This is a genomic window from Actinocatenispora sera, assembly GCF_018324685.1.
Taxonomy (GTDB): domain Bacteria; phylum Actinomycetota; class Actinomycetes; order Mycobacteriales; family Micromonosporaceae; genus Actinocatenispora; species Actinocatenispora sera.
On sequence record NZ_AP023354.1, the window covers coordinates 5,850,038 to 5,873,904 of the forward strand.

The 23,867-nt window shown below is 73.1% G+C and carries 20 protein-coding genes and 1 pseudogene; 4 read left to right on the top strand and 17 right to left on the bottom strand.

Annotated features, from left to right (window positions below; genetic code table 11):
* Positions 1-112 precede the first annotated feature (112 nt).
* The 6 genes from thpD to cobC all read right to left on the bottom strand — a co-directional run bounded on the left by thpD (position 113) and on the right by cobC (position 5,860).
* A complete protein-coding gene (thpD, locus tag Asera_RS27475; RefSeq protein ID WP_030444293.1) occupies positions 113-1,021 on the bottom strand; it encodes an ectoine hydroxylase in 909 nt (302 codons plus the stop codon).
* Complete coding sequence (locus Asera_RS27480) at positions 1,018-1,431, bottom strand: ectoine synthase (RefSeq protein WP_030444292.1); 414 nt, start codon at positions 1,429-1,431, stop codon at positions 1,018-1,020. Before Asera_RS27480 ends, thpD begins: the two co-directional genes overlap by 4 nt.
* 12 nt (positions 1,432-1,443) lie before the next feature.
* Complete coding sequence (ectB, locus tag Asera_RS27485) at positions 1,444-2,697, bottom strand: diaminobutyrate--2-oxoglutarate transaminase (RefSeq protein ID WP_084130858.1); 1,254 nt, start codon at positions 2,695-2,697, stop codon at positions 1,444-1,446.
* A 24-nt stretch (positions 2,698-2,721) separates the two neighbouring features.
* Positions 2,722-3,273: a diaminobutyrate acetyltransferase gene (gene ectA, locus Asera_RS27490; RefSeq protein WP_211255447.1), complete on the bottom strand. Its 552-nt coding sequence runs from the start codon at positions 3,271-3,273 to the stop codon at positions 2,722-2,724.
* A 263-nt stretch (positions 3,274-3,536) separates the two neighbouring features.
* Complete coding sequence (gene cobA / locus Asera_RS27495) at positions 3,537-4,790, bottom strand: uroporphyrinogen-III C-methyltransferase (RefSeq protein ID WP_030444289.1); 1,254 nt, start codon at positions 4,788-4,790, stop codon at positions 3,537-3,539.
* On the bottom strand, positions 4,787-5,860 hold the full coding sequence (gene cobC, locus Asera_RS27500) for an Rv2231c family histidinol phosphate aminotransferase CobC (protein WP_030444288.1): 1,074 nt from the start codon (positions 5,858-5,860) through the stop codon (positions 4,787-4,789). Before cobC ends, cobA begins: the two co-directional genes overlap by 4 nt.
* Positions 5,861-6,142: 282 nt before the next feature.
* Here cobC and Asera_RS27505 point away from each other — a divergent pair, with 282 nt between their 5' ends.
* Positions 6,143-7,057 carry a hypothetical protein gene (locus tag Asera_RS27505; RefSeq protein ID WP_157034598.1) on the top strand — a complete coding sequence of 305 codons (915 nt, stop codon included), beginning with the start codon at positions 6,143-6,145 and terminating at the stop codon, positions 7,055-7,057.
* 138 nt (positions 7,058-7,195) lie between these two features.
* Here Asera_RS27505 and Asera_RS27510 read toward each other — a convergent pair whose 3' ends face one another.
* Both Asera_RS27510 and Asera_RS27515 read right to left on the bottom strand, forming a co-directional pair.
* Positions 7,196-7,789, bottom strand: coding sequence for a GNAT family N-acetyltransferase (locus tag Asera_RS27510; protein WP_030444286.1), 594 nt, complete (start codon positions 7,787-7,789; stop codon positions 7,196-7,198).
* Between the two features lie 97 nt (positions 7,790-7,886).
* Entirely contained in the window at positions 7,887-9,293 is a 1,407-nt protein-coding gene (locus tag Asera_RS27515) for a cobyrinic acid a,c-diamide synthase CobB (protein ID WP_030444285.1), read from the bottom strand.
* A 212-nt stretch (positions 9,294-9,505) separates the two neighbouring features.
* Here Asera_RS27515 and Asera_RS27520 point away from each other — a divergent pair, with 212 nt between their 5' ends.
* A complete protein-coding gene (locus tag Asera_RS27520) occupies positions 9,506-10,549 on the top strand; it encodes an SURF1 family cytochrome oxidase biogenesis protein (protein WP_051801512.1) in 1,044 nt (347 codons plus the stop codon).
* 135 nt (positions 10,550-10,684) lie between these two features.
* On the opposite strand, the gene Asera_RS27525 is transcribed toward Asera_RS27520, so the two are convergent.
* Complete coding sequence (locus tag Asera_RS27525) at positions 10,685-12,226, bottom strand: ATP-dependent DNA ligase (protein WP_030444283.1); 1,542 nt, start codon at positions 12,224-12,226, stop codon at positions 10,685-10,687.
* A 312-nt stretch (positions 12,227-12,538) separates the two neighbouring features.
* Between Asera_RS27525 and Asera_RS27530 the strand changes: the two genes are divergently transcribed.
* Entirely contained in the window at positions 12,539-13,354 is an 816-nt protein-coding gene (locus Asera_RS27530; RefSeq protein WP_030444282.1) for a metal-dependent hydrolase, read from the top strand.
* A gap of 109 nt (positions 13,355-13,463) precedes the next feature.
* On the opposite strand, the gene Asera_RS27535 is transcribed toward Asera_RS27530, so the two are convergent.
* The 6 genes and pseudogenes from Asera_RS27535 to ssb form a co-directional block, all read right to left on the bottom strand.
* Positions 13,464-14,222: a site-2 protease family protein gene (locus Asera_RS27535; RefSeq protein ID WP_030444281.1), complete on the bottom strand. Its 759-nt coding sequence runs from the start codon at positions 14,220-14,222 to the stop codon at positions 13,464-13,466.
* A complete protein-coding gene (locus Asera_RS27540; protein ID WP_035295104.1) occupies positions 14,219-15,580 on the bottom strand; it encodes a dipeptidase in 1,362 nt (453 codons plus the stop codon). Before Asera_RS27540 ends, Asera_RS27535 begins: the two co-directional genes overlap by 4 nt.
* A 90-nt stretch (positions 15,581-15,670) precedes the next feature.
* Complete coding sequence (locus Asera_RS27545) at positions 15,671-16,828, bottom strand: M48 family metallopeptidase (RefSeq protein WP_084130856.1); 1,158 nt, start codon at positions 16,826-16,828, stop codon at positions 15,671-15,673.
* Positions 16,829-17,993: 1,165 nt separating this feature from the next.
* A pseudogene (locus tag Asera_RS33355) lies at positions 17,994-19,616 on the bottom strand (cobyric acid synthase); the annotation flags it as partial.
* A 5-nt stretch (positions 19,617-19,621) separates the two neighbouring features.
* A complete protein-coding gene (locus Asera_RS27555; protein WP_030444277.1) occupies positions 19,622-20,629 on the bottom strand; it encodes a cobalamin biosynthesis protein in 1,008 nt (335 codons plus the stop codon).
* Between the two features lie 351 nt (positions 20,630-20,980).
* Positions 20,981-21,436: a single-stranded DNA-binding protein gene (ssb, locus tag Asera_RS27560; RefSeq protein WP_051801510.1), complete on the bottom strand. Its 456-nt coding sequence runs from the start codon at positions 21,434-21,436 to the stop codon at positions 20,981-20,983.
* A 217-nt stretch (positions 21,437-21,653) separates the two neighbouring features.
* Here ssb and Asera_RS27565 point away from each other — a divergent pair, with 217 nt between their 5' ends.
* The gene (locus Asera_RS27565; RefSeq protein WP_030444275.1) at positions 21,654-22,679 is read left to right on the top strand and encodes a LacI family DNA-binding transcriptional regulator; all 1,026 of its coding nucleotides are present in this window, start codon (positions 21,654-21,656) and stop codon (positions 22,677-22,679) included.
* 116 nt (positions 22,680-22,795) lie between these two features.
* Here Asera_RS27565 and Asera_RS27570 read toward each other — a convergent pair whose 3' ends face one another.
* Positions 22,796-23,296 (bottom strand): DUF1444 domain-containing protein, encoded by a 501-nt coding sequence (locus Asera_RS27570; RefSeq protein ID WP_030444274.1) that lies wholly within the window; start codon positions 23,294-23,296, stop codon positions 22,796-22,798.
* An 80-nt stretch (positions 23,297-23,376) separates the two neighbouring features.
* The gene (locus Asera_RS27575) at positions 23,377-23,850 is read right to left on the bottom strand and encodes a GNAT family N-acetyltransferase (protein ID WP_030444273.1); all 474 of its coding nucleotides are present in this window, start codon (positions 23,848-23,850) and stop codon (positions 23,377-23,379) included.
* Positions 23,851-23,867 lie beyond the last annotated feature (17 nt).

Consider the following 23,867-nt stretch of genomic DNA (forward strand, 5'->3'; position numbering starts at 1 on the left):
GGATCCCTTGATCAACGACGCGGCCTCTTGATCAACGACGCGGCCCCTTGATCAACCGCGGGGGCCGAGCCGGGGAGCGCGCGGAGGGGCGGCGGCCCGGGGGCGCGGTGGGTCAGCCGACCGGGGTGAAGTCCCGGCTGGCGATGAACGGCGGGCGCGGCGACGGGGCCGCGAACGGCTCCACCGTGGCGTTCTCCACGCTGTTGAACACCACGAAGATGTTCGACCGCGGCCACGGCGTGATGTTGCCGTTGGAGCCGTGCATGCAGTTGCAGTCGAAGATCGTCGCCGACCCGGCCGGCCCGGTGAACTGCTCGATGCCGTGCTTGTTCGCGAGCAGCTTGAGGCTGTCCTGGTCCGGGGTGCCGATCTCCTGTTCCTTCAGCGACTGCTTGTAGTGCTCCGCCGGCGTCTCACCGACACAGGAGACGAACGTGCGGTGCGAGCCCGGCATGATCATCAGGCAGCCGTTCTGCGCGAAGTTCTCCGTCAGCGCGATGGAGATGCTGCACGCCCGCATCGCCGGCATGCCGTCCTCGGCGTGCCAGGTCTCGAAGTCGGAGTGCCAGTAGAAGCCGGCGCCACCGAACCCGGGCTTGTAGTTGATCCGGCTCTGGTGCACGTACACGTCGGAGCCGAGGATCTGCCGCGCGCGACCGACGACCCGCTCGTCGGCGACGAGCTTCGCCACCAGCTCGGAGATCTTGTGCACCTCGAAGATCGAGCGCACCTCGTTCGACGACTTCTCCACCACGGTGCGCTCGTCCGCCCGTACCGCCGGGTCGGTGGCGAGCCGGTCCAGCTCGGCGGAGTACAGCTCCACCTCGGCGTCGGTGAGCAGCTGGTCGACGCTGAGGTAGCCGTTCTTGTCGTAGTCCTCCAGGGTCTGCGTGTCGATCGGCCCCGTCGCACCGGTCGACCAGACCACCGGGTCACGGCGGAAGATCAGGCTCGGCGTCGGACGCTTGCGCGTCGGGTACTCGTCGGGCACGGTCGTCGGCAGGGTCACGGTCGTGGTCATGCGGACACCTCCTGGGTGGTCTCTTCTTCGACGATCAGCGGGTAGACACCGTTGTCGTCGTGCACCTCACGGCCGGTCACCGGCGGGTTGAACACGCAGATCGTGCGGATGTCGGTGATGGGGCGCATGATGTGGTGCTCGTGCCCGTCGAGCAGGTACATGGTGCCGGGCACGATGTGGTGCTTCTCGCCGGTCTCGGCGTTGGTCAGCTCGGCCTCGCCCTCGATGCACAGCACCGCCTCGATGTGGTTCGCGTACCACATGTGCGTCTCGGTGCCGGCGTACATCACCGTCTCGTGCAGCGAGAAGCCGACCTTCTCCTTCGCCAGCACCAACCGCTTGCTGCGCCAGGTGGCCGCCTTGACGTCGCGGTCGGTCTCGGTGATGTCGGCAAGTGAACGAACGATCATTGGTCCTCCAGCTCAGTGTGCGGCGTCGGCGACCGCGTCGGTGAGGATCTCGAGTCCCTCACCCAGTTCGTCGTGGCCGATCGTCAACGCGGGCATCAGCTTGGCGACCTCGCCGTCCGCACCGGCCGTCTCGATGAGCAGGCCGCGGTCGAACGCGCCGGTCACCACCTTCGCCGCCACGTCCGCGTCGGCGAAGGCGAGGCCCCAGGCGAGTCCCCGCCCGCGTACCGCGATGTCGAGCTCGGCGTGCTTCGACGCGATGGCGGTGAGCGCCGACTCGACCACCTCGCCCTTCGTCGCCGTCTGGGCCGGCAGCAGGTCGTCGGTCCAGAACAGTTCGAGGGCCCGGGCCGCGGTCACGAACGCCGGATTGTTGCCCCGGAACGTACCGTTGTGCTCGCCCGGTGACCACACGTCCAGTTCCGGCCGCAGCAGCACCAGCGCGAGCGGCAGCCCGTAGCCGCCGATCGACTTGGACAGGCAGACGATGTCCGGCTCGATGCCGGCCACCTCGAAGCTGAAGAACGGCCCGGTGCGGCCGCACCCCATCTGCACGTCGTCGACGATGAGCAGGATGTCGTGCCGTTTGCACAGCTCGGCCAGGGAGCGCAGCCATTCCGGCCGGGCCACGTTGATGCCGCCCTCGCCCTGCACGGTCTCCACGATGACCGCCGCCGGCGCGTTCAGCCCGCTGCCCGAATCGGCCAGCAGCCGCTCGAACCACAGGAAGTCCGGCACCTGGCCGTCCAGATAGTTGTCGAACGGCATCGGCGTGGCGTGGACCAGCGGAATGCCGGCACCGCCGCGTTTCATCGCGTTTCCGGTGACCGACAATGAACCGAGGGTCATCCCGTGGAAACCATGTGTGAAGCTGATGATCGACTCGCGCCCGGTCACCTTGCGGGCCAGCTTCAACGCCGCCTCGACCGCGTTGGTACCGGTGGGGCCGGGGAACTGCACCTTGTAGTCCAGGCCGCGCGGAGCCAGCACGTACTCGCGCAAAGCCGCCAGCAGATCGCGTTTCGCGGTGGTGTGCATGTCCAGCCCGTGCGTCACGCCGTCACGCTCGAGGTAGGCGAGCAACGCCCGTTTCAGCTCGGGATGGTTGTGGCCATAGTTCAGTGCGCCCGCGCCTGCGAAGAAATCAAGGTAGGGGCGACCGTTCTCGTCGTACATTCGGCTACCGACGGCATGGTCGAAAGCGACCGGCCATGTCCGGCAGTAACTACGGACTTCGGATTCGAGATCGGCGAAGAGATTCATCATCCTCCGTCGGTTGTTCGGTTGTGGTCAGCGTGGCAGCGGACCGATTCGGAACAACACCTCCTCGTTGTGCGGGCCACCACTGAAATGCTCTTCGGTAAACAGGGATTGTTTGGTGAGCGAGGCACCGCGAGCGCGGGCGAATCCCGCGAACAGACGTGCCGAGGGCACGTTGTCTGGTGTCACCGTGGCCTCCAGGAAGACCACGGACTGCGTCCTCGCAACCCGATCGACCAGCGCGTCCAGCGCGCGTACGGCCAATCCACGCCGCCGGTATGCGGCGTCGACCGCCACCTGCCAGACAAACAGCGTGTCCGGCGCATCGGGGCGCAGGTACCCGGTGACGAACGAGGCCACCGAGTCACCGACACAGCCGACCACCGAGGTGGCCGCGAAATCACGGCACCACAGCAGATAGCTGTATTCGGAGTTGACGTCGAGCGTGCCGGAATCGGCCGCCAGCCGCCAGAGTCGGGTTCCGTCGGCAACCGTCGGAGCCCGAAACACGACCGAGCCACCGCGATCGTCGGTCATCGACTCGACGGTCGCGCTTGGCGAATCCTGCGGTTGCCCGGTCATGGCTGCCGACGATAGCCGGGGCGCACTGACCGCTCAACCGGAACGGGCCACAGAAGGCCCGGATTCCCAATAGCCACAACAGATCCCGAGAAACTGTGGCATAATTAACAGAAAATAATCCGGCAAAAACTCTGGCCAGGCGACCCGCCCGACCGGTAACGTAACTCAGATCCCCTGATGCACGCTGCGCTCCTCCAGCGCCGCCGCCGGCGGCCCCGGAAAGTGCCGCCAGCGGTGATTCGAAGCCCTGCCAGGAGCGTGGATCAGCCGGCGCCGATGGCGTCGACGACCGGGCCGATCACCACGACCGCCGGGGCGCCGATCCCCTGCCGGTCCGCCGCCGCCGCAATCGTCGCCAGCGTCGCCCGCACCGTTCTCTGCTGCGGCGTCCCGCCGCGCTCCACCACGGCCGCCGGCGTGCCGCCGGCCCGACCGAGCTCGATCAACCGGGCCGCGATCGAGGCCAGGTTCGCCACGGCCATCAGCAGCACCACGGTGCCGCGCAGCCGGGCCAGCGCCGCCCAGTCGACCAGCGAACCCGGATGCTCCGGCGGGAGGTGACCGGAGCACACCACCAGCTCGTGCGTGAGGCCGCGATGGGTGACCGGGATGCCGGCCAGCCCCGGTACCGCGATCGCGCTGGACACGCCGGGGACCACCGTCACCGGCACACCGGCCGCGAGGCAGGCCGCCGCCTCCTCGCCGCCACGGCCGAATACGAACGGGTCGCCGCCCTTGAGCCGGACGACGAACCGGCCGGCCAGCGCGCGCTCCACCAGGACCTCGTTGATCGACTCCTGGGCGAGCTGACGCCCGCGCGGGATCTTCGCCGCGTCGATCACCTCGACGTCGCCGCGCAGCCCGTCCAGCAGCAGCTGCGGCGCCAGCCGGTCGACCACCACGACGTTGGCCCGCGACAGCAGCCGCCGACCACGCACGGTGATCAGTTCCGGATCGCCGGGCCCGGCCCCGACCAGCGCCACCCCGGGCACCGGGCGCGGCGACGCCGGTACCAGCCGGCCCGCGGGCGACGGTTCCGGGTGCCGGAACCGGGGGGAGTCGAGGCTACCGTCGGCCAGGCCGGCGGCGATCGCCTCGCGCAGCCGTACCGACCGGCGCGGGTCGCCGCCACCCCACACGGCGACGGTCAACTCGTCGGCACCGGTGACGGTCGGCGTCCAGGCGCTCGCCGCCGCCGCGTCGTCGGCCCGGACGCAGAACACCCGGCGTTGGGACGCCGCATCCGACACCGCGGCGTTCGCGGCCGGGTCATCGGTGGCGGCCAGTACCAGCCACTGACCATCCACATCGGACGGTGTGAACGCCCTTTGCTGCCAATGGATCTCGCCGAGGGAGGCACGCTCGTCCAGAGCCGGCGTCGCGGCCGGTGCGACCAGCGTGACGACCGCGTCCGCGGCGAGCAGGGCGGGGATCCGGCGCTGCGCGACCGCGCCGCCCCCCACCACCAACACCGGGCGGCCAGCAAGCCGCAGACCCAGCGGGTACAGCTCGCTCACCGGGCACCGCCCGCCGCCGCCAGCGCCGCGACGAACCCGTCGGTGGTACCGGCGTCCCGGACGGTGATGCGCAGCCAGTCCGGGCCGAGGCCGGGAAACGTGTCGCCGCGGCGCACCGCGTACCCGGCGGAACGAAGCGCCTCGCGCAACCGATCCGCCCCCGGCCGATGGACCAACACGAAGCGTGACCTCGGTACGCCGACCACCGGCAGCTCGGCGGCGGCCAGCCGGGCCATCAGGTACCGCCGGTCGGTGTCGAGCTGCTCGGCGATGCGTCGCTCCGCGGCCACCGCACGGGGCTCGGCAAGTACCCGAGCGGCGGCCAGGGCCGGTGACGACACCGGCCACAGCGGCTGTGCCGCGGCGCAGCGGGCGACCACGTCGGCCGCCCCGAGCAGGTACCCGACCCGCAGCCCGGCGAGCCCCCACGTCTTGGTGAAGCTGCGGATCACCACCAGGCCGGGCAGGTCGCGGCGGCCCGCCAGCGACTCCGGCTCACCCGGCACCGTGTCGGCGAACGCCTCGTCGACCACCACGATGCGACCGGGCCGGCACAGCCCCGCGATCGTCTCCGCCGGGTGCAGTACCGACGTCGGGTTCGTCGGGTTGCCGATCATGACCAGGTCGGCGTCGTCCGGAACCAGTTCCGGCGCCAGCTCGAACGGCGGCGCCAGCAACACCCGGTCGACCCGGTGGCCGGCCGAGCGCAGCGCCGCCTCCGGCTCGGTGAACTGCGGGTGTACCAGCACCGCGCGGTGCACCGGCAGCGCCCGCGCCAGCAGCACGAACGCCTCCGCGGCGCCGGCGGTGAGCAGTACCTCGGACTCCGGCCGGCCGTGCCGGGCGGCCACCGCGCCACGGGCCGGGCCCGGATCGGGATAGTGCGCGAGGTCGTCGACCGCCGCCCGGACCGCGTCGGCGAGCCAGCCCGGCGCCGGCTCGTGCCGGACGTTGACGGCAAGATCGACGAGGCCGGGTGCCAGTTCGGTGTCGCCATGGTGACTCAGATCGACGGCGTCAGCCGCTAGGCTCCGCTCCGGAAGCGCGACAAGACGCTCACGCGACGCCACGCTGAGTGTTCCGTCCGGTGACGCAGCGGTGCGGTCCCCGCTTGCCGATGCGGCCGGAGACACTGCCGCGGGCGTGGCGTCGACCGCGCCCCCCAGATCCATAGGCATGACGCCATTCTCACAACCGAACGAACGGCCGAGTGTGTGCGGCCCAGTCTTGCCTTAATGTGCCTCGCTGGGATTTCGTGACCCGCGATCCCGGCATGCCGGCCGCGCAGCGGCCGGGGCGGAGCAGCAGCGGTCCCGAGAACCGCAGTCTCGGCGTACGGGGAGGATTCAGCGTTGACGACTCCACAGAGCGGCCCGCCCGACGACCGTCGCACCGCGACGCCGCCGGGCAGTGGTCGGCACCGTTCGGACCTGCCCATGCAGCCGCCGAACGCGCCGACCGCGGCCGGCCCGCCACCGAACGGGTTCGCCGCACCGCCCAGCTCGCCGGGTCCGTACGGCTCGCCCGGCCCGTACGGACCGCCCGGTGGCGGCTACCCGCCACCGAACGGCGCCGCGCCGTACGTGCCGTCGACGCGCCCCGGCCCGCGCAACGAGCCGTTGCCGCCCCCACAAGCCTCGGCCGCCGGGCGTTACCGGTCGCTCAAGGACATGTCCGCCCAGCAGCCTCCGGCCACCGCACCGCAACGCACCGCGCCGCGGCAGGACGCCGTGCCGGACGCGCTGAGGAACCTCACCACCACCGCCGAGGCGCCGAAGCGGAAATGGACCGGGCGCCGCTGGACCATCCTCGGCAGCATCGCCGGCGCCGTGGTGCTGGTGCTGGTCATCGGCGGCTACTTCGGCTACCGCGCGGTCGCGCCCTACTACGGGCTGGGCTACGTCAGCGGGCGCTCCACCACCGTCGCGGGCGTGAAGCTGACCACCACCCAGGTCAAGTGCGGGATGTCCACGCCGCCGTTCGGTGAGCGCGGCACGCCGCACGGCGCGTACTGCGCGATCGTCATCTCCGCGCACAACATCGGCAAGCAGACCGCGGTGATCAACCTGCGCACCTGGACCGCGGACCTGGACGTCGGGCTGGACCACGTCGAGCCGGTCACCGAATGGCTCGCGTTCCGCAACGAGATCGTCGAAACCGGGCACAAGGCTAGCTTCCAGCTCGCGTACGACATTCCGACCGGTGCCCGGTTGGACCGCCTGCACCTGGTCATCGGCGACCGCAAGGGCACCATCGCCACCACCTGAGGCCACCCCGGCCGCGCCGTCTCGTACCGCGAGGACGGCGCGGCGGCGCGGGCCGGCCGCACGGCGGCACGGGCCGGTGACACCGGCACGGCGGCGCCGGGAGCGCTGACGGACATCGAGCTACCGATCGTCGACCGGTCAGCCGGCCGCGTGCGGGTCGCCGCGCAGGTCGGCCGGGACCAGCGACCAGACGCTCAGATCGACCCGGCCCGACTCGACCACCCCGGCATTGCGCAGCAGCCCCTCGTAGACGAAGCCGGCCTTCTCGGCCACCCGCCGGGAGGCCACGTTGCCGGCCGCCACGCGCACCTCGACCCGCTGGAACTGGTGTTCCAGGATCAGGTCGACGGCGAGCGCGTCGGCGGCCTCGGCGGTGTAACCGAAACCGCGCGCGTCCGGCGCCACCGCGTACGAGATCTCGGTGCTCCGGGTGCCCCAGTCGGTGCGCTTGGTCCACAGCAGGCCGACCAGCCGGTCATCGTCGCGCTGCACGATGCCGTAGTGGTCGCCGTCGCCGCGGGTGCGCCGCTCGGCCGCCATCCAGGTGCACCACATCTTCGCGTCGGCGTCCGTGTACGGCGAGGGGAGCGACATCCAGCGTCGGGTCTGCCGGTCGGCGAACACCCCGGTGACCTCGGAGGTGTCCGCACCGGTCAGCGGGCGCACCAGCAGCCGGGGCGTGACCACGGTCAGCTCCGGGAAGCGGGCAGCCGACACTGTCTGCGCGGTCATCCGTCCTGCCTTCGTCATACCGCCCCCGCGGGACCAAAGCACGTCAACAGTACTCACCTGCCATCCGCGGAACAAAATCGCCTACGCGGCAGGAAAGTCAGCCGATGGCCGCCACGAACCGCGCAGCCATCTCGGGATGGCCGGCCCAGTGTACGGTCAAGAACGAGGCGTGCACCTTGCGCCAGATGAAGCCCTCCGGGCGCCCGCCGTTCCACTGCCAGGCGGCGTTGTCACCGGCCCGCGGCGTCACCGTCGCGCGGTGATGCTTGTGCCCGGTCACCCGCGCGCCGACCTTGACCACCGAACTCGACGCCCGCGCGACCGCGTCCCGGTAGCCCAGCACCAGCAGGTTCGTGGTCTGCGCGGAGGCATCGAACATGCCACACATCTCGCGGCCGTCGTGTTCCTTGACCAACCAGAGCAGGCCGGCGTTCTCGGCATAGATCGGGCCGTCCTCGCGGGCCAGTGCGACCACGTCGTCCTGCAACCGCCGGTTCGCCGACAGCTCGTCCGCGAACGCCTCCGGGAAGCCACCGCCGAACACCAACGCCCGGGTACCGGCGGGCAGCCGCTCGTCGCGCACCGGATCGAACGGCACCACCTCGGCGCCGGCGGCGGTCAGCAGCTCGCCGGTCTCCGGGTACGAGAAGCTGAACGGGTCGGAGCCGGCCACCGCGACGATCGGCCGATCCCCGGCCGCGGGCAACCGGTCGGTGGCATACCCGACGGCGGCCGGCGAGACCGGAGCGGCGGGCTCCACCGCGGCGCCGACGGCGGCGTCCGGCGACCAGGTGTCCACCGACAGCGGCGGCGCGGACCGGGCCAGCGCGAGCAGCCGCTCCAGGTCGAGCCGGGCCAGCATCCGCTCCCCCAGCCGGCGCACCGCACGGACCGCGTCGACCGCGCCGTCCACCACCGGAACCGTCCCGTACGTGCGGGGCGGCAGCTGGCTGAAGTCGTGCCGGCGCAGCACCCCGAGCACCGGGACGCCGATCTCGCCGAGCGCCGAGCGCAGGATCTGCTCGTGCCGGTCGGACGAGACCCGGGTCAGGATCACGCCGCCGAGCCACAGCTGGTCGTCGTACGCCCGGAAGCCGTGCACCAGGGCGGCCGCCGACTGGCCCATCGCCGCCGCGTCCACCACCAACACGACCGGCGCCCGGAGCATGCCGGCCACCTGAGCGGTGTTCTCCTCGCCGGCCCGGCCGGACAGGCCGTCGTAGAGGCCCATGGTGCCCTCCACGATGGCCACGTCGGCGTCCCGGGCGCCGTGCAGGAACAGGCCGGGCAGCAGGTCACCACCGACCATCCGGGGATCCAGGTTGCGACCGACCCGGCCCGCGGCAAGGCCCAGATAGCCGGAATCGACATGATCCGGACCGATCTTGAACCCGGCCATGGTCAGACCGCGCGCCGCCAGCGCCGCGATCAGGCCGACGGAGACGGCGGTCTTGCCGTGCCCGGACGAGGGCGCGGTGATCACAAGGCGGGGCACGGCGGGCATCGGAGCACTCCTCGGTGGGGCCAGGGCAATGATCCACTCAGGGTCTGCCGGGGAACCTCGTCCGAAGATCCTCCGAACAGCCCCCGTCAGTCTGCGCAACGCGTGCAAACCACAGCTGCGCGCCCCCGCTGCCAGGGCCCGGTGCAGGTCGGTAGCGTTGACCCGTGCCCGACACCGGCTCGCCGACACAGGCGAGGCCCAGCATCCTTGGCGTGCTCCGCACGCCCCGCTGGCTGCTGTTCGGACTGCTCGCGATCGCGCTGGCGGTCGGCATGGTCTTCCTCGGCGTCTGGCAGCTGCACCGTTACCAGCTGCGCGCCAGCATCAACGACCGGATCGACCGGCATGCCGCCGCGGCGCCGGTCGCCGGCACCGACCGGATCCTGCCGGCCGGGCGCAGCCCGTCGGACACCGACGAGTACCTGCGCGTCCGGCTCATCGGCCGGTACGACCCGGCGCACCAGATGCTCGCCCGGGTCCGCACCGTCAACGGCAACGTCGGGTACGAGATCCTCACCCCGCTGCGGCGCGCGGACGGTACCGCGGTGCTGGTCGACCGCGGCTGGCTGCCGCCGGCCGATCCGGACGGCGCGGCAGACCCGAAGGTACCGGCGGCGCCGGGTGGCGAGGTGACCGTCGTCGGCCAGGTACGGCTGCCGGAGAGCGGCGGAAGCGGCCCGACCCGGCGCAACGGCCACGTCGAGGTGCGCCGGATCGACCCGCGGCTGCTCGCCTCCGCGGTGCCGTACCCGATCGCGGGCGGCTACGTGACCGCCACCTCGCAGACGCCGGCGCTGTCCCCCCGGTTCGTCCCGATCCCGATCGACCACCAGAACGCGGCGATGAACCTCTCGTACATCCTGCAGTGGTGGCTGTTCTCCGGCATGGCGCTGGTGGGGTTCGTGCTGCTGATGCGCTGGGAGTCGCGCAAGCGGGCCGGGTTGGCCGCGCCGGGTGACCGGTCGCACGGCGCGCGCTCGGCCGGCCCGGCGGCGCGCGGCGGTTCGCGACTGCCCGAGGACGAGCCGGGCCACGGCTCCGGCCGAGCCCGCGGCGAGTCCCGGCTACCGGAGGACACGGCGCCGAGCAGCCGCCCGGGTTTGCCCGACGCCGAGCCGCCCGCCGCGCCACGGCCGGTCGGGACCCGGCGCCGCCGCAACGAGTCGAGGCTGCCGGAGGACAACGTCGCCACCGCGGCGCCGGCCGTCCCCGATCGTTCGTCCCGGCTGCCGGAGGATCACCCCGGCACGCACTGACCGCGAGCGGGCACCGCCACATCGGCGCCGACCGGCTCCGCACGTCAGCCGGCGGCGGGTCCCCGACCTGCACTTCAGCCAGCCGGCCCGCCGCCGATCTGTACGTCAGCCAGCGGGCGCGCCTCCGGTCTGAGGTCAGCCGGCCGGTTCACCGCCCGAAGCGCGCCAGATCTCCCGCACCGTGTCGATGGTGTCCGCCTCCGCCGCCGGCTTGTCCTCCCGGTAGCGCAGCACCCGGGCGAACCGCAACGCCAGGCCGGCCGGGTACCGCGGGCTGGTCTGCACGCCGTCGAACGCGACCTCGACGACCAGCTCCGGTCGGACCCGGACCAGGTAGCGCCCGCTGTCGACGGCCAGCTGCTGCAGCCGTTCGGTCTGCCACGCGAGCATCGCGTCGGTCAGCCCCTTGAACGTCTTGCCGAGCATCACGAAGCCGTCCGGGCCGGCGGCGCCGAGGTGCAGGTTGGACAGCAGGCCGCGGCGCCGACCGTGCCCCCACTCGGCGGCCAGCACCACCAGATCGAGCGTGTGCCGGGGTTTCACCTTCAGCCAGCCGCCGCCGCGCCGGCCCGCCTCGTACGGCGCGTCGAGCGACTTGATCACGACGCCTTCCTGGCCGCCGGCGACGGCGTCGGCGAACCGCTGCTGGGCCTGAACGACCGAGCCGGTGGTGCGCCGGCCCACCCGGGCCGCCGCCGGGACGATCCGGGCCAGCTCGGCGAACCGGGCCGACGCCGGCTCGTCGAGCAGGTCGACCCCGTCGGCGTGCAACACGTCGAAGAAGAACGGGTGCAGCGGCAGCTGCGCGGGATCGGCGGCGCGCCGGCCGACGCGCGATGCGGTCACCTGGAACGGTCGGGGCCGGCCGGCGTCGGTCAGCGCCAGTGCCTCGCCATCCAGCACCAGGCTGCCCGCCGGCATCGCCCGAGCCGCCTCGACCAGCTCGGGGACCCGGTCGGTGATGTCGTCCAGGCTGCGGGTGAACACGGCCACCTCGGCGCCGTCCCGATGCACCTGCACTCGGACGCCGTCCAGCTTGTCGTCGACCGAGACCGCAGCGCCGTCGACGGCCAGCCGGCGCATCGCCTCGGTCACGTCCGGAGCCGGTTGGGCCAGCATCGGAGCGAGCGGGCGGCCCACCGTCAGGCCGAACTCGGCCAGCGCGGGCTCGCCGCCGGACAGCGCGGCGGCGGCCACGGCCCGCAGGTCGCCCGAGCGCAGCAGCGCGCGCCGGACCGCGGTCGAGTCGACCTCGGCGGCCCGGGCCACCGCCTCGCCCAGCACACCCGCCAGCGCGCCCTGCCGCACCTCGCCCGCCACCAGTCCGGACAGCAACCGCTGCTCGTCGGCGGTGGCGGCGCCGAACAGCTGACCGAGCATGGTCCGCCGTCGGGTGGTGGAGCCCGCACCGCGCTGCCCGGCGATCTCGGCGAACGCGGCGTCGACCGCGGCGACGGTCAGCGTCGGGTGGTCGGCCGGGGCGGGCAGCTCGCGCAGCCCGGCCCAACCGACGCCGAGCTGACGCTGGCGCAGCTCGCCCGACAGGTAGGCGACGCCGGCGGTCACCTCGTCGGAGGTGAGCCGGCGCAGCGCATCGGCCAGCAACTCCACCTTCGCCAGCCGCGACCGGGTCGCCGCCACCGCGGCCGAGGTCGACGCCAGCTCCGCGAACAACATCCACCCATCCTGCCCGCCCGGTACGACACGTCCCGGGTGATCGGCGCGGCCGGCCGGCGGCTCGACCGTCCAGATCGGACCGGCGGGAGCGTTCGGCCCGGCCGGCCAGGGCGGAGTCCGGGCCGGGGGTCGCGTCGGACCGGACGCCGGGAACGTCGTACCCATCTGGCACAGTGAGCGCGGCCGTGCCGATCGGTGCGCTCCGGTGTCGTACCAACCTGTCGGTGCGGGCGGTGAGCGGATCGTGCCATTCGGCGCATCGACGTCACCCGCGCCCGGGTGGCGCGGATTCTGGGGAGGGCGCCGACGATGGTGATGGGGCCGACGCATGCGATGTCCGGCGCAGCGGTGTGGCTGGCCGGGTGCTGGGTGGCCGGCCACTGGTGGGACTACCACCCGGGCCCGGTGCAACTCGGCGTCGGCGCCGCGGTGTGCGCCGGTGCGGCGCTACTGCCCGACCTCGACCTGTCCGGCCGGGTCACCGCGAACAAGGGCGGTGCCACCGTCGCGCACACGTTCGGCGTCGTGTCGTTGTTCCTCGCCGAGTGCGTCGAGAAGATCTCTCTCGGGGTCTACAAGCTGACCCGGCTGCGCCGCGACCCGCAGCGCCACAACGGCCACCGCACCCTGACCCACACCTGGCTGTTCAACGTCGGGCTCGGGTTCGGGGTCGGCGAGCTGTGTGCCCGGTTCGGCAAGTGGGCGGTGGTAGGCGTGCTGTTCTTCATGTTCGCGCTGGCCATCCGCGGGCTGCTGCACACCTGGGCGAAGAAGCGTGGCTGGGTGATCACCACGCTGTGCGCGCTTGCCGCCGCCTTCTGCGCGTACGCATTGCTGCCCACCGGCCGCGGCTATCCGGTGATCGGAGCGGCGATCGCCGCCGGCGGCATCGTGCACACCTTCGGCGACATGATCACCAAGGAGGGCTGCCCGGTGATCTGGCCACTGCCGACCGGGCGGCGCACCTGGCGCGAGTTCGGTGTGCCCGATGCGATCGCGGTCAAGGTCGGCGGCGGGGTCGAGCGACGGCTGCTACTGCCGGTGTTCGTGCTGGTCGCTCTCGTCGCCGGGGTCGCCGTGCTGGCACCCGGATTCCTCCACCACCTGGCCGACTCCGCGCTCGGCTGAGTGCGCCACCGCGCCGGTCGGCGCCACCGACACTCGGTGCACCTGGTGGTCGGCGCGGCCGACGCTGGGTGCGGCCCGGTGCCGGTCGGCGCGACCGGCACCGGGGCACTCAGGTCCAGAAGCGGAACAGCTGGTCGCCCATCGCCACCGCGCCGAGCGGGATGCCGATCAGGTCGGCGAGGAAGAACACCAGCCGGAAGAACAACGCGTTCACCCGCGGCTCCCAGAGCAGGGCGAACACCAGCAGCATCCCGTACGGTGCGATCATCGCCGCGCCGCGCCGCCAGTGCGGCGGCAGCCACGGCTCCAGGATGCCGTAACCGTCCAGGCCCGGCATCGGCACCAGGTTCAGCACGCTCGCGGTGACCTGCAGGAAGCCGAGGAAGGCCAGCGCCGCCCAGAATTCCAGATGGGTCGAGTCGGCCACGCCGAGGAAGAACGGCGCCGCCGAAATCAGCGCGAACACCACGTTGAACGCCGGGCCGGCGGCCGAGACCAGGCTGTGCCGGGCCCGGCCACCGATCCGCGCCCGGTCCACCCACACCGCGCCGCCGGGCATGCCGAACCCGCCCAGCAGTACGAACACCAGCGGCAGCACGAACGACAGCAGCACGTTGGAGTACTTGAGCGGATTGAGCGTCAGGTACCCGCGCTCCACCACACCGTCGTCACCGAACCGGTACGCCAGGAACGCGTGGCCGAACTCGTGCAGGCACAGCGACACCAGCCAGCCCGAGGCGACCAGAAGGAACGCGTCGATGCGGACGTTGCCCACGCCCGACCAGGTGGCGGCGCCGGAGGCCACCAGCAGCGCGACCAGCCCGAGGAAGATCCAGGACGGTCGACGCTGCCGGTCCCCGGGTCTCACCGCTCCGACGCCGGCGCGAGCTTGGCCAGCAGCAGCGCCTCGGCCACACAGGCCCGCCGCCACTCGCCCAGGTGCAGGCTCTCGTTGGCCCCGTGCGCCCGCGCGTCGGGGTCCTCCACGCCGGTCACCAGGATCGCCGCCGACGGGAACGCGTCGGCGAACTCCGCCACGAACGGGATCGAACCGCCGATGCCCATGTCGACCGGCGCGGCGCCGTCCCACGCGGTCCGGAACGCGTCCCGAGCCGCGTCGAACACCGGACCGGTCGCGTCGATCTGGTACGGGGCGCCCAGCTCACCGCGCGTCACGGTCACCGAGGCCCCCCACTCGACGTGCGTCCGCAGGTGTTCGAGCAGCGCGGCCATCGCTGCCTCGGGGTCCTGACCGGGTGCGAGCCGCATGCTGATCTTGGCACGCGCCGATGCGACCAGCGTGTTCGACGCGTTCTGCACCGACGGGCAGTCGATGCCGATCACGGTGACGGCCGGCTTGTTCCAGTTGCGCTCGGTGATCGAACCGGTGCCGACCAGCTGCACCCCGTCGAGCACGCTGGACTCCTCGCGCAGCCGCTTCTCCGGCATCTCCACGCCGGTCGGCCCGGCCTCGTGCAGGCCGGGAACGGCAACGGTGCCCTGCTCGTCGTGCAGGGTGGCGAGCAGGCGACACAGCGTGGTGAGCGCGTCCGGCACGACCCCGCCGTACATCCCGGAGTGCACCGGGTGCTCCAGGGTGCGCACCTCGACGTAGCAGTCGGCCAGGCCGCGCAGCGACGTGGTCAGCGCCGGCGTGCCGACGTCCCAGTTACCAGAGTCGGCGAGCACCAGCACGTCGGCGGTGAGCAGCTCGGCGTACTCGTGCAGGAACCGTTCCAGGGTCGGCGAGCCGCACTCCTCCTCGCCCTCGATGAACAGGGTGACCCCGACCGGCGGCCGGCCGTCGAACGCGCGGATGGCGGCCAGGTGCGCCGCCACTCCGGCCTTGTCGTCGGCGGCGCCGCGGCCGTAGAGCCGCTCCCCCTGCTGGGTCGGCTCGAACGCGGCGGTGTTCCAGCCGCTCTCGTCGCCGACCGGCTGCACGTCGTGGTGCGCGTACAGCAGCACGGTCGGCGCGCCGGGCGGCGCCGGGATGCGGCCGACGACGGCCGGCTGGCCGCCCTCGACGCTCAGGATCTGCACGTCCGGCACGCCGGCGTCCCGGCACAGCTCGGCCACCAGCTCGGCCGAGCGCCGGACCTGCTCGTGGTCGAAGCCGGGGAACGCCACGCTCGGCACCCGGACCAGCCGTTCCAGATCGGCGCGAACCTCGGGCAGAACCCGGTCGACCGCGGCCGTGACGTCCGCATCGCTGGGTGTACTCACGCGGCACCTCCGCATCGAGGTTGCAGCGAGGCGAGCAACGGCGCAGGTCGGGGTGGGGTCATCGTCATGGTCCGGATCGTATGCACCCGGTCAGCGATCGTCGCCCCCCGGGTCCTCGCCGCGACGGGCGTCGCCGGAAACCCAGGCCCGCAGCTTGTCCGCGCCCGCCTTGGCCCACTCCCCGGCGACGTTGGCCCCGTCGCCGAACCGGCGCAGCAGGCCGGCCAGCGGGTCCTGGGACCGCGCGAACGCGTCCTGGTAGGACTTGGCGGCCGCCTTGACCTCCTCGCTGACCGAGGCGTCCGCGTCGTCCTCGCGCAGCGGGTAGTCACCGGACAGCACCCGCCGGTACTCGCCGGTCTCCACCCAGCGGCGCAGCTCGGCGGCCCGCGCCACCGGCATCGGGTGCGTCGACGCCTCCAGCAGCATCAGCTTGACCAGGCTGTCTCGCAGGTCGCCGTTGGCCCGGTCGTACTCGTTGGCCTGGGCCAGGAACGCCGCGGTGTCGATGTCGGACAGGTCGCCACCGCCGGCGAACTTCATGTGCACCCGCAGCGCGGCGGCCGGGTCCTGACCGGCGAGCAGTCCCGCCCGGTCGGACGACAGCTCGGCCTTGCGGTACCACTCCATCAGCGCCGCGACGATGCCGCGCAGGGCCAGCGCGCCGAGCGGGATCCAGTTCAGTCCGCGCATCAGCTCCAGCAGCCAGACCAGCAGCGTGTGGTAGACGGCGTGGCCGGAGCGGATGTGGCCGAGCTCGTGGCCGAGCACGAAGCGCAGCTCGTCGTCGTCCATCATCTGCACGGTGGCGCTGTTGACGACGATGAACGGCTTGTCCATGCCGAAGGCGCCCGCGTTGGCGAACGGCGTCTGGGAGATGTAGAGCTCCGGCAGGTCGGCCGGTTCACCAGCGTCGAGCGCCGCCGCCGCCTCGAGGTAGAGGGCGTGCACGCGGGAGTATTGCCAGCCGTTGGCCCGGATCGACGAGCCCAGGTACTTCATCCGGAAGTAGCGCTCGTTGAACAGGCCGAAGAACTTGCGCAGGATCTCGTCGAACCCGCGCAGCTCACGCAGCGCCACCAGGGCGCCACGGTCGGCGGGGTGTTCCCAGGCCCGCGAACTGATCCCGGTGAGGGTGACCCGACGGCGCGCGGGCTGTCGGGCGCCGGCGTCCCCTCGGTCCGGGCCGCCACCCGCACCATCCTGGCCGCTGCCCCCGCGCGGTCCGTTGCCGGTCGAGTCGGTCATCGTGCCCTCCCGCGATTGTCTGTGTGCAGTCAAAGCTAGGCCGTCCCGGCCACCGTCGGCTGCCTTCCCCACCCGCAAGATGCCCCTACGGGGAACCCTGGCACGATCCGGCGCCGGGAACTATCCGGACAAAGTGCGTTTCTGGCCGGTGCTCGACGTCCGGGTCACCATCCACCAGCACGTCGACCCGCTCGGCCGTACGGTCGACCGCGAAGTGCTGGTCCTCGTCGCTCATCCACCTGGTCCAGTCGGGCACCACGCCGGCGCCGTCGCGGCGCACACCGCGCTCGTACCGGACGCGGCGGCCGGTCTGCACGTAGAGCGATCTGGTCAGCAACGGCCGGGCCGCCGCTCTCGCGGTGGTGACCCCGTCGAGCACCAGCACGTCGGGCCGGCCGATCGGCTCGAACCGGTCCGGGAACGCGCCACGCTGCCAGTCGAACCGCCGGAACCGTGCCGGCTCGCCCCGGCGCAGCGGCGCGATCACCCACTCCACCAGTCGTGGCCAGAACGACACGATGTCCAACCAGCCCTGCAGCAGGTCGTCGGTGTGCAGCAGGTAAACCCGGACGCCGGTGGCCGTCAGCGCGTCGGTCAGCCGGGCCGCGAGCGTGCTCTTGCCGGAGCCGGCACGCCCATCGACCGCGACGAGACGGATGGACCCGCACCGGGCCGGGGCGGCCAGGACGTCGGCGGCCAACCGGTCGAACGAGACGATCTCGCGATCGCCGGTGACGACCGGTTCGGCCGGCCGAGCCGGCGGCGGACCGGCCGCCATGGTGGGCCGATCGGTGCCGTCCAGGACGGCCAGTATCGGACCGAGGCGATCCGGAACAGCCGATGTCACGAGCCGCGGACCCGGCGTCGGGGCCGGGGCGGCGGCCGGAGCCGATGCAGACGGTGGTGGTGCCGAGGCTGACGTCGGAGCCGATGCCGATACCTGCGCCGAGGCATGGTCCGAATCCGAGGCTCGGCCCGAACCCAAAGGTTCGTCCCAAGCTTGACCCGAGGCCGAACCCGCAGCTTCGTCCGAAGCTTGACCCGAGCCCGAGCCCGAGCCCGAGCCCGAGCCCGAGCGCGAAGCCGAGCCCGAGCGCGAAGCCGAGGCTGTAGCCGGGGCTGAGGTGCCGGGCGTGGTCCGGTCAGGACCGGACGGCGAATCCGGCGCCGGGGCCGGCGGGCCGGACGCGGGCGCCAGCGGCTCGGTCAGGTCGGTCGGTGCGGTCGCGGGCGGGACGGGGCGAGCGGTCGGCGGCAGTGGTGGTGGGCCAGGTGGGACGAACGGCAGTCCCGGCGGTACGCCGTGCGCGATGAGGTGCTCCAGCGCGGCGCCGTCGAGATGGTGTTCGACCAGGTCGCCAAGGCGATCGAGGGACGCCTCCCGCAACGCCGGGACGTCGGTGTCGGCGGCCACCCGGAAGCCGTCGCGGCCGGCCAGCCGCGCGACCTCGGTAAGGAACGCCCGCCGGAACTCGTTGCCGTCGAAGGCGCCGTGCCAGTGGGTGCCGAACACCGCACCGGACCGGCAGCCCTCGCCCGCACCCGAGGTGTCCAGGATCAGCGGCGTGGCGGTCGCTCCGTAGCCCACGTCGGCCCGACCGTGATGGATCTCGTACCCGTGCACCGGCCGGCCGAGTGCGGTCCCGGCGACCCGGGCGAGGCGCTTGTCGGCCGCGAACCGGACCTGCACCGGCAGCAGCCCGAGCCCCTCGACCAGCCCCTGCCCACTCTCCACCGGATCGTCGATCGTGGCGCCGAGCATCTGGTAGCCGCCGCACAAGCCGAGCACCGGCCGACCGGCCGCGGCGTGCGCCCGGATCGGCTCGACGAGCCCGCGGTGTCGCAGCCAGTCCAGGTCGGCCACGGTCGCCTTGCTGCCGGGCAGCACGATCAGGTCCGCGTCGGCCAGCTCCACCGCCGAGGCGGTCAGCCGGACCGAGACGCCGGGCTCGGCGGCGAGCGCCTCGACGTCGGTGGCGTTGGAGATGCGTGGCAGCCGAACCACCGCGACCCGCAACCACTGCGACCCGCGCGCCGGACCGGGGCGACCGAGCAGCCGACCGTCGGTGTACGACAGGGAGTCCTCGGTGTCCCACCACAGGTCCGGCTCGTAGGGCAGGACACCGAGGGTGGGCCGGCCGGTGAGGTCGGCGAGCATGTCCAGCCCCGGTCGCAGCAGCGCCGCGTCGCCGCGGAACTTGTTGATCACGAACCCGGCGACCAGCCGCTGGTCGGCCGGTTCGAGCAGCGCCAGGGTGCCGAACATCGAGGCGAACACGCCGCCCCGGTCGATGTCGCCGACGACGACGGTGGGCAGCTCGGCCGCCCGGGCCAGCCCCATGTTGGCCAGGTCGCCGGCCCGCAGGTTGATCTCGGCCGGGCTGCCCGCACCCTCGCAGATCACCACGTCGTATTCGGTGCGCAGCTGGCCGAGGGTGCTGGCGACGATCTGGCCGAGCTCGGCGCGCAGCGTGCCGTACTTCCCGGCGGACACCTCGGTCCGCGCCTCGCCCAGCACCACGACCTGGCTGCGGCGGTCGGATCCGGGCTTGAGCAGGACCGGGTTGAACCGCACGCTCGGCTCCAGGCCACACGCCGCCGCCTGCCACGCCTGGGCCCGGCCGATCTCGCCGCCGTCGGGCGTGACGGCCGAGTTGTTCGACATGTTCTGCGCCTTGAACGGCGCGACCCGCACGCCCCGCCGATGCAGGTACCGGCAGAGGCCGGCGACCAGGGTGCTCTTGCCGGCGTCGGAGGTGGTACCGGCGACCAGCAGGGCGCCGCGCAGCCCGGTCACCGGGACCGCCCGCGCCGGGCGGCGAGCCGCCCCGCCAACCGCAGACCGGCGCGGCGCAGCAGCGCCCGTCGGGCCGGGGCGGTGAACAGGTGCCCGGCGGTGAGTGCGACGGTGGCTGCGCCGACCACCGCGGACAGCCGGGCGGCGCGGACGATGTCGACCGGCTCGGCTCGTCGGCCGGTGCCGAGTTGCGGCCGTTGCTCGACCCGGCCGGCGTACACGTTGCGGCCGCCCAGCCGTACGCCGAGGGCACCGGCCGCGGCCGCCTCGACCTGCCCGCCGTTGGGGCTCGGGTGCCGGTGCCCGTCGCGCAGCCAGGTGCGCAGCGTGGCCCGCCGGCTGCCGCCGACCGTCGGCGCCGCCGCGACGGTCAGCGCCGCGGACAGCCGGGCCGGCGCCAGGTTGGCCAGGTCGTCGAGGCGGGCCGCGACCGTGCCGAACGTGCCGTACCGCGCGGACCGGTGCCCGACCATGGCGTCGAGGGTGTTGATCGCGCGGTAGCCGATCAGGCCGGGCAGCCCGGCCAGGGCGCCCCAGCACAGCGGCGCGACCACCGCGTCCGAGGTGTTCTCCGCGAGCGATTCGACCGTGGCCCGAGCCAGCCCGGAGGTGTCCAATGTGGACGGATCGCGACCGCACAGCCGGGGCAGCCGGCCCCGCGCGGCAGCCAGGTCGCCGGCGATGAGGGCGGCGGCCAGGCCGTTCGCCTCACGGCGTAGCGAGGTGCCGCCGAGCACCAGCCAGGTGCCACCGGCGATCGCCACCGCCCGGGCGAGCGGTCGGCGCCGGGTGACGAGGTCGACGCCCAGCGCTGCCACCACCGGAACGCCGACCGCGACCGCGGCGAAGCGTAGCCCGGCCGCCCGGGACGGCCGGTAGCTGCGCCGCTCCCACCGCTGGACCAGCGACCCGAAGCCCGCGACCGGATGCAGCCGGCGTGGATCGCCGAAGACGAGGTCGAGGCCGGCCCCGGCGAGCAGGCCCGCACCGTTCGCCGCCGCCAGCCGCCACGCGGCACCGTCGCCAAGCCGTCCCGGCCGGCCTGCGAGCAGCGACAGGGACCGCTCGGCGAGTGCGCGGACCGGATCGGCCGGCAGGCCCGACCTGAGCGCGGGGCGGGCGAGGAGCGCGACACCCTGCCGTACCGCGGGCAGCCAGGTCTCGACCGTGGCGGTCAGGTCACCGCGGCGCGCCGGCGCGATCGCCCGGCCGTCCAGCAACGCGACCGCAAGTCGGACGATCTCATCGCCCCGAACCATGGCATTCCTCCCCGAAACGCTGCGGCCCCACCCGGTCCGGCCGCTCGTCACCGGCAGCCTATGTGCCGACCGGTTGTTGCTCGACGGCCGTGTCGATCACGCCGCCTCCGACTGCGGCACGGCCGGCTCCGGGTCCGCGCCGCCGAGCGCGAGCACCGTGGCCGGCGCGCCGGGCTCGGCCTGCGGCGAGGGGCGCCGCTGGAACGTCGCGGTGCCGCGGCTGAGGTCGGGACCGACGGTGGTCGCCTCGACCTCGTACGACCAGCGCCGGGTGCCGTCGGACGCCTCGTAGGAACGGCTGTAGAGGTTCCCGGAGACCAGCACCGGATCGCCGCGGTGCAGCGAGGCGGCGACGTTCTCGCCGAGCCGGCGCCAGCAGCTGACCCGCAGGTGCAGCGAGTTGGCGTCGACCCACCCGCCCTTCTCTCTGTTGAAGGTGCGGGCGGTGGTCGCGATGCTGAAGTTGGCGACCGGCACCTCGTTGGTGCGGGTGTGCGTCAGCCGAACCTCGCTGATGACCGTGCCGACCAGGGTGAGCTTGGTTTCGAACATGCTGGCTCCCGTGACAGGCGACCGGACCATCGGACCGGCCGCGGCTGATGACCGCTCGCCGCCACGGTGCCGCGCCGCTCCCGCCGCCGTCCGACCCGCGGGCGGATCTGTGGACAACCGCGGGGGCTGTGGACCACCTCGACGCTGCGGGGAGTTTCGTGCTACCGCCGGTGCCTCGGTCCGGTACCGTCCGGGGCCGAGACCCGGGAGGCGAGCCGTGCACGGTACCCACGGCGGCGGCGACGGACCGGTCACGGTGCACGACGTGGCGGTCGCCGCCGGCGTGTCCCGGCAGACCGTGTCGAACGTGGTCAACGCGCCGGAGCGGGTCAGCCCGGCGACCCGGCAGCGGGTGCAGGCGGTCATCGACGAGCTGGGCTACCAGCCGAACCGGGCCGCCCGCGCGTTGCGCGCGCACGCGTCACGGCTGATCGGCTACCGGATCCGGCCCAACCGCCCGGACGCGCTCGCCGCGATCCTGGACCGGTTCCTGCATGCGTTCGCCGAGGCCGCCCGCGACCTGGACCATCACCTGCTGCTGTTCGCGGCGGCCGAGGCTGACGAGGTCGCCGCCTGCGACCGGCTGCTGCGCAGCGGGGCGGTGGACGGGTTCGTGCTGACCGACCTGGACTACCGGGACCGGCGGCCGGCGGCGATGGCGGCGCTGGGTGCCCCGTTCGCCTCGTTCGGCCGCACCGGCGACGAGTTCGTCTGGGTCGACGTGGACAACGCCGCCGGTACCGAACGGGCCACCGAGCACCTGGTCGCGGCCGGGCACCGGCGCATCGGGTACGTCGGGGTGCCGGCCGGCGACCGGATCGGCGACGACCGCGAGTCCGGCTGGCGTACCGCAATGCGCCGGCACGGCCTGGACGAGGGCTTCGCCCGGCACGCGGCGGACAGCATCGAGGCGGGTGCGCAGGCCGGCGGCGAGCTTTTGGATGCCGCCGATCCGCCCACCGCGATCGTCGCCGCCACCGACGTGTTCGCGGTCGGGGTGTTGCGCGCGGCCGGGCAGCGTGGCCTGCGGGTCGGCCCGGATCTGGCGGTCTGCGGCTTCGACGACACCCCGACCGCCGACGTGCTCGGCCTGACCAGCGTGCGGCAGCCGGTCGAGGAGGTGGCCCGGGCGATGATGGCGGTACTGGCACCGCGGCTGCCGGGCGCGCCCGCCGACCTGCCGCGGCCGCCCGCCACCCGGTTGTTCGTCCCGGAGCTGGTGGTGCGCGGCTCGACCGGCTGAGCCGGCCGCCGGCGACCGATCGGACCGCCGAGACCGCCCACCGGCACCGGACCCGCCGCCGGCCGCGGCGATCGTCCGGCGCGCCGGCCCGGCGGCGGCTCAGTCGACGGTGCGGGTCACAGCGACTCCCAGCCGCCCTGGCGCCAGACCAGCAGGTGTCGGCTCAGCAGGTTCTCGTGGCCGGCGAAGAAGACCCGCTCGCAGGCGCGGTGCACCTTCTCCAGGCCGGCCTGCGATTCGCTGCCGGTCACGAACATCACGTCCCGGGCCGGCGCCCCGACGACCACCTCGCCCTCGACCTGCTCGGCCAGGCTGGACCAGACGTCGTCGGAGGTCAGCAGCGTCGCCTCGACGCCGTCGAAGGAGAGCGTGAACACCGGCGGCAGGCCGTGCACCTCGACCCGCTCCAGCTGCCCGGCCAGGTTGCCTGCGGCGGTCCGGCGCAGTTGCCGGTGGCCGAGGTCGAGCTCGGTCAGGTCATCCGCGGTGACCAGGCGGTCGCCGTACGGCGGCGGGAGGTGGTAACCGACGACGAGATCGGCGTACCACTCCTCCAGCACCGGCGCGTCCGGGCCGGCGGCCGGGTACGAGTTCGCGACGTCGCGGGACAGGGGCATCGGAATGATCGCTGACACACTCGGCTGCACGCAGAAAACGTACTGCCTGCCGCCAAGTGCGCGCTGACCCGACCCCGCGCTCAGCTGAGTCCGTTGGCCGGCAACACCTTCTGCAACACCTTCTGCAACCAGTGCGTCGCGGACGGGTTCTCGTTGTACCGGGGGATCTCCACGTACCCGTGCCGGCGGTAGAGCCGCAGCGCCTCGACCAACGGGGCGGCGGTGTCGAGCCGCATCGTGTGGCAGCCCAGCTCGCGGGCGACGTCCTCGGCGACCTCGAGCAACCGGCCGCCGAGGCCGGCGCCGCGGCCGGCCGGGCGCACGTACATGCGTTTGAGTTCGGCAATGCCGGGGGCGATGGTGCGCACGGCGAGGCAGCCGAGCGGGGTGCCGTCGTCCGTGCAGCACACGATCATGCTGCCGTCGGTCGCCTCGACGTCGGGGTCACCGCCGCCGCCGTCGAAGTCGGCGAGCCGCGACGCGACCTCGGCCAGGTATTCACGCAACAGTTCGGCCGCAGGTCGGTACGCCTCGGCCCCGCTCAGGATCTTCATCGTACGACGTACGGTAC

Excerpts from the sequence above, each read along its gene's own strand:
- thpD (WP_030444293.1), bottom strand. The coding sequence starts at position 1,021 with ATGACCACGACCGTGACCCTGCCGACGACCGTGCCCGACGAGTACCCG.
- Asera_RS27480 (WP_030444292.1), bottom strand. The coding sequence starts at position 1,431 with ATGATCGTTCGTTCACTTGCCGACATCACCGAGACCGACCGCGACGTC.
- ectB (WP_084130858.1), bottom strand. The coding sequence starts at position 2,697 with ATGATGAATCTCTTCGCCGATCTCGAATCCGAAGTCCGTAGTTACTGC.
- ectA (WP_211255447.1), bottom strand. The coding sequence starts at position 3,273 with ATGACCGGGCAACCGCAGGATTCGCCAAGCGCGACCGTCGAGTCGATG.
- Asera_RS27510 (WP_030444286.1), bottom strand. The coding sequence starts at position 7,789 with ATGACCGCGCAGACAGTGTCGGCTGCCCGCTTCCCGGAGCTGACCGTG.
- Asera_RS27515 (WP_030444285.1), bottom strand. The coding sequence starts at position 9,293 with ATGCCCGCCGTGCCCCGCCTTGTGATCACCGCGCCCTCGTCCGGGCAC.
- Asera_RS27525 (WP_030444283.1), bottom strand. The coding sequence starts at position 12,226 with ATGTTGTTCGCGGAGCTGGCGTCGACCTCGGCCGCGGTGGCGGCGACC.
- Asera_RS27545 (WP_084130856.1), bottom strand. The coding sequence starts at position 16,828 with ATGACCGACTCGACCGGCAACGGACCGCGCGGGGGCAGCGGCCAGGAT.
- ssb (WP_051801510.1), bottom strand. The coding sequence starts at position 21,436 with ATGTTCGAAACCAAGCTCACCCTGGTCGGCACGGTCATCAGCGAGGTT.
- Asera_RS27570 (WP_030444274.1), bottom strand. The coding sequence starts at position 23,296 with ATGCCCCTGTCCCGCGACGTCGCGAACTCGTACCCGGCCGCCGGCCCG.
- Asera_RS27575 (WP_030444273.1), bottom strand. The coding sequence starts at position 23,850 with ATGAAGATCCTGAGCGGGGCCGAGGCGTACCGACCTGCGGCCGAACTG.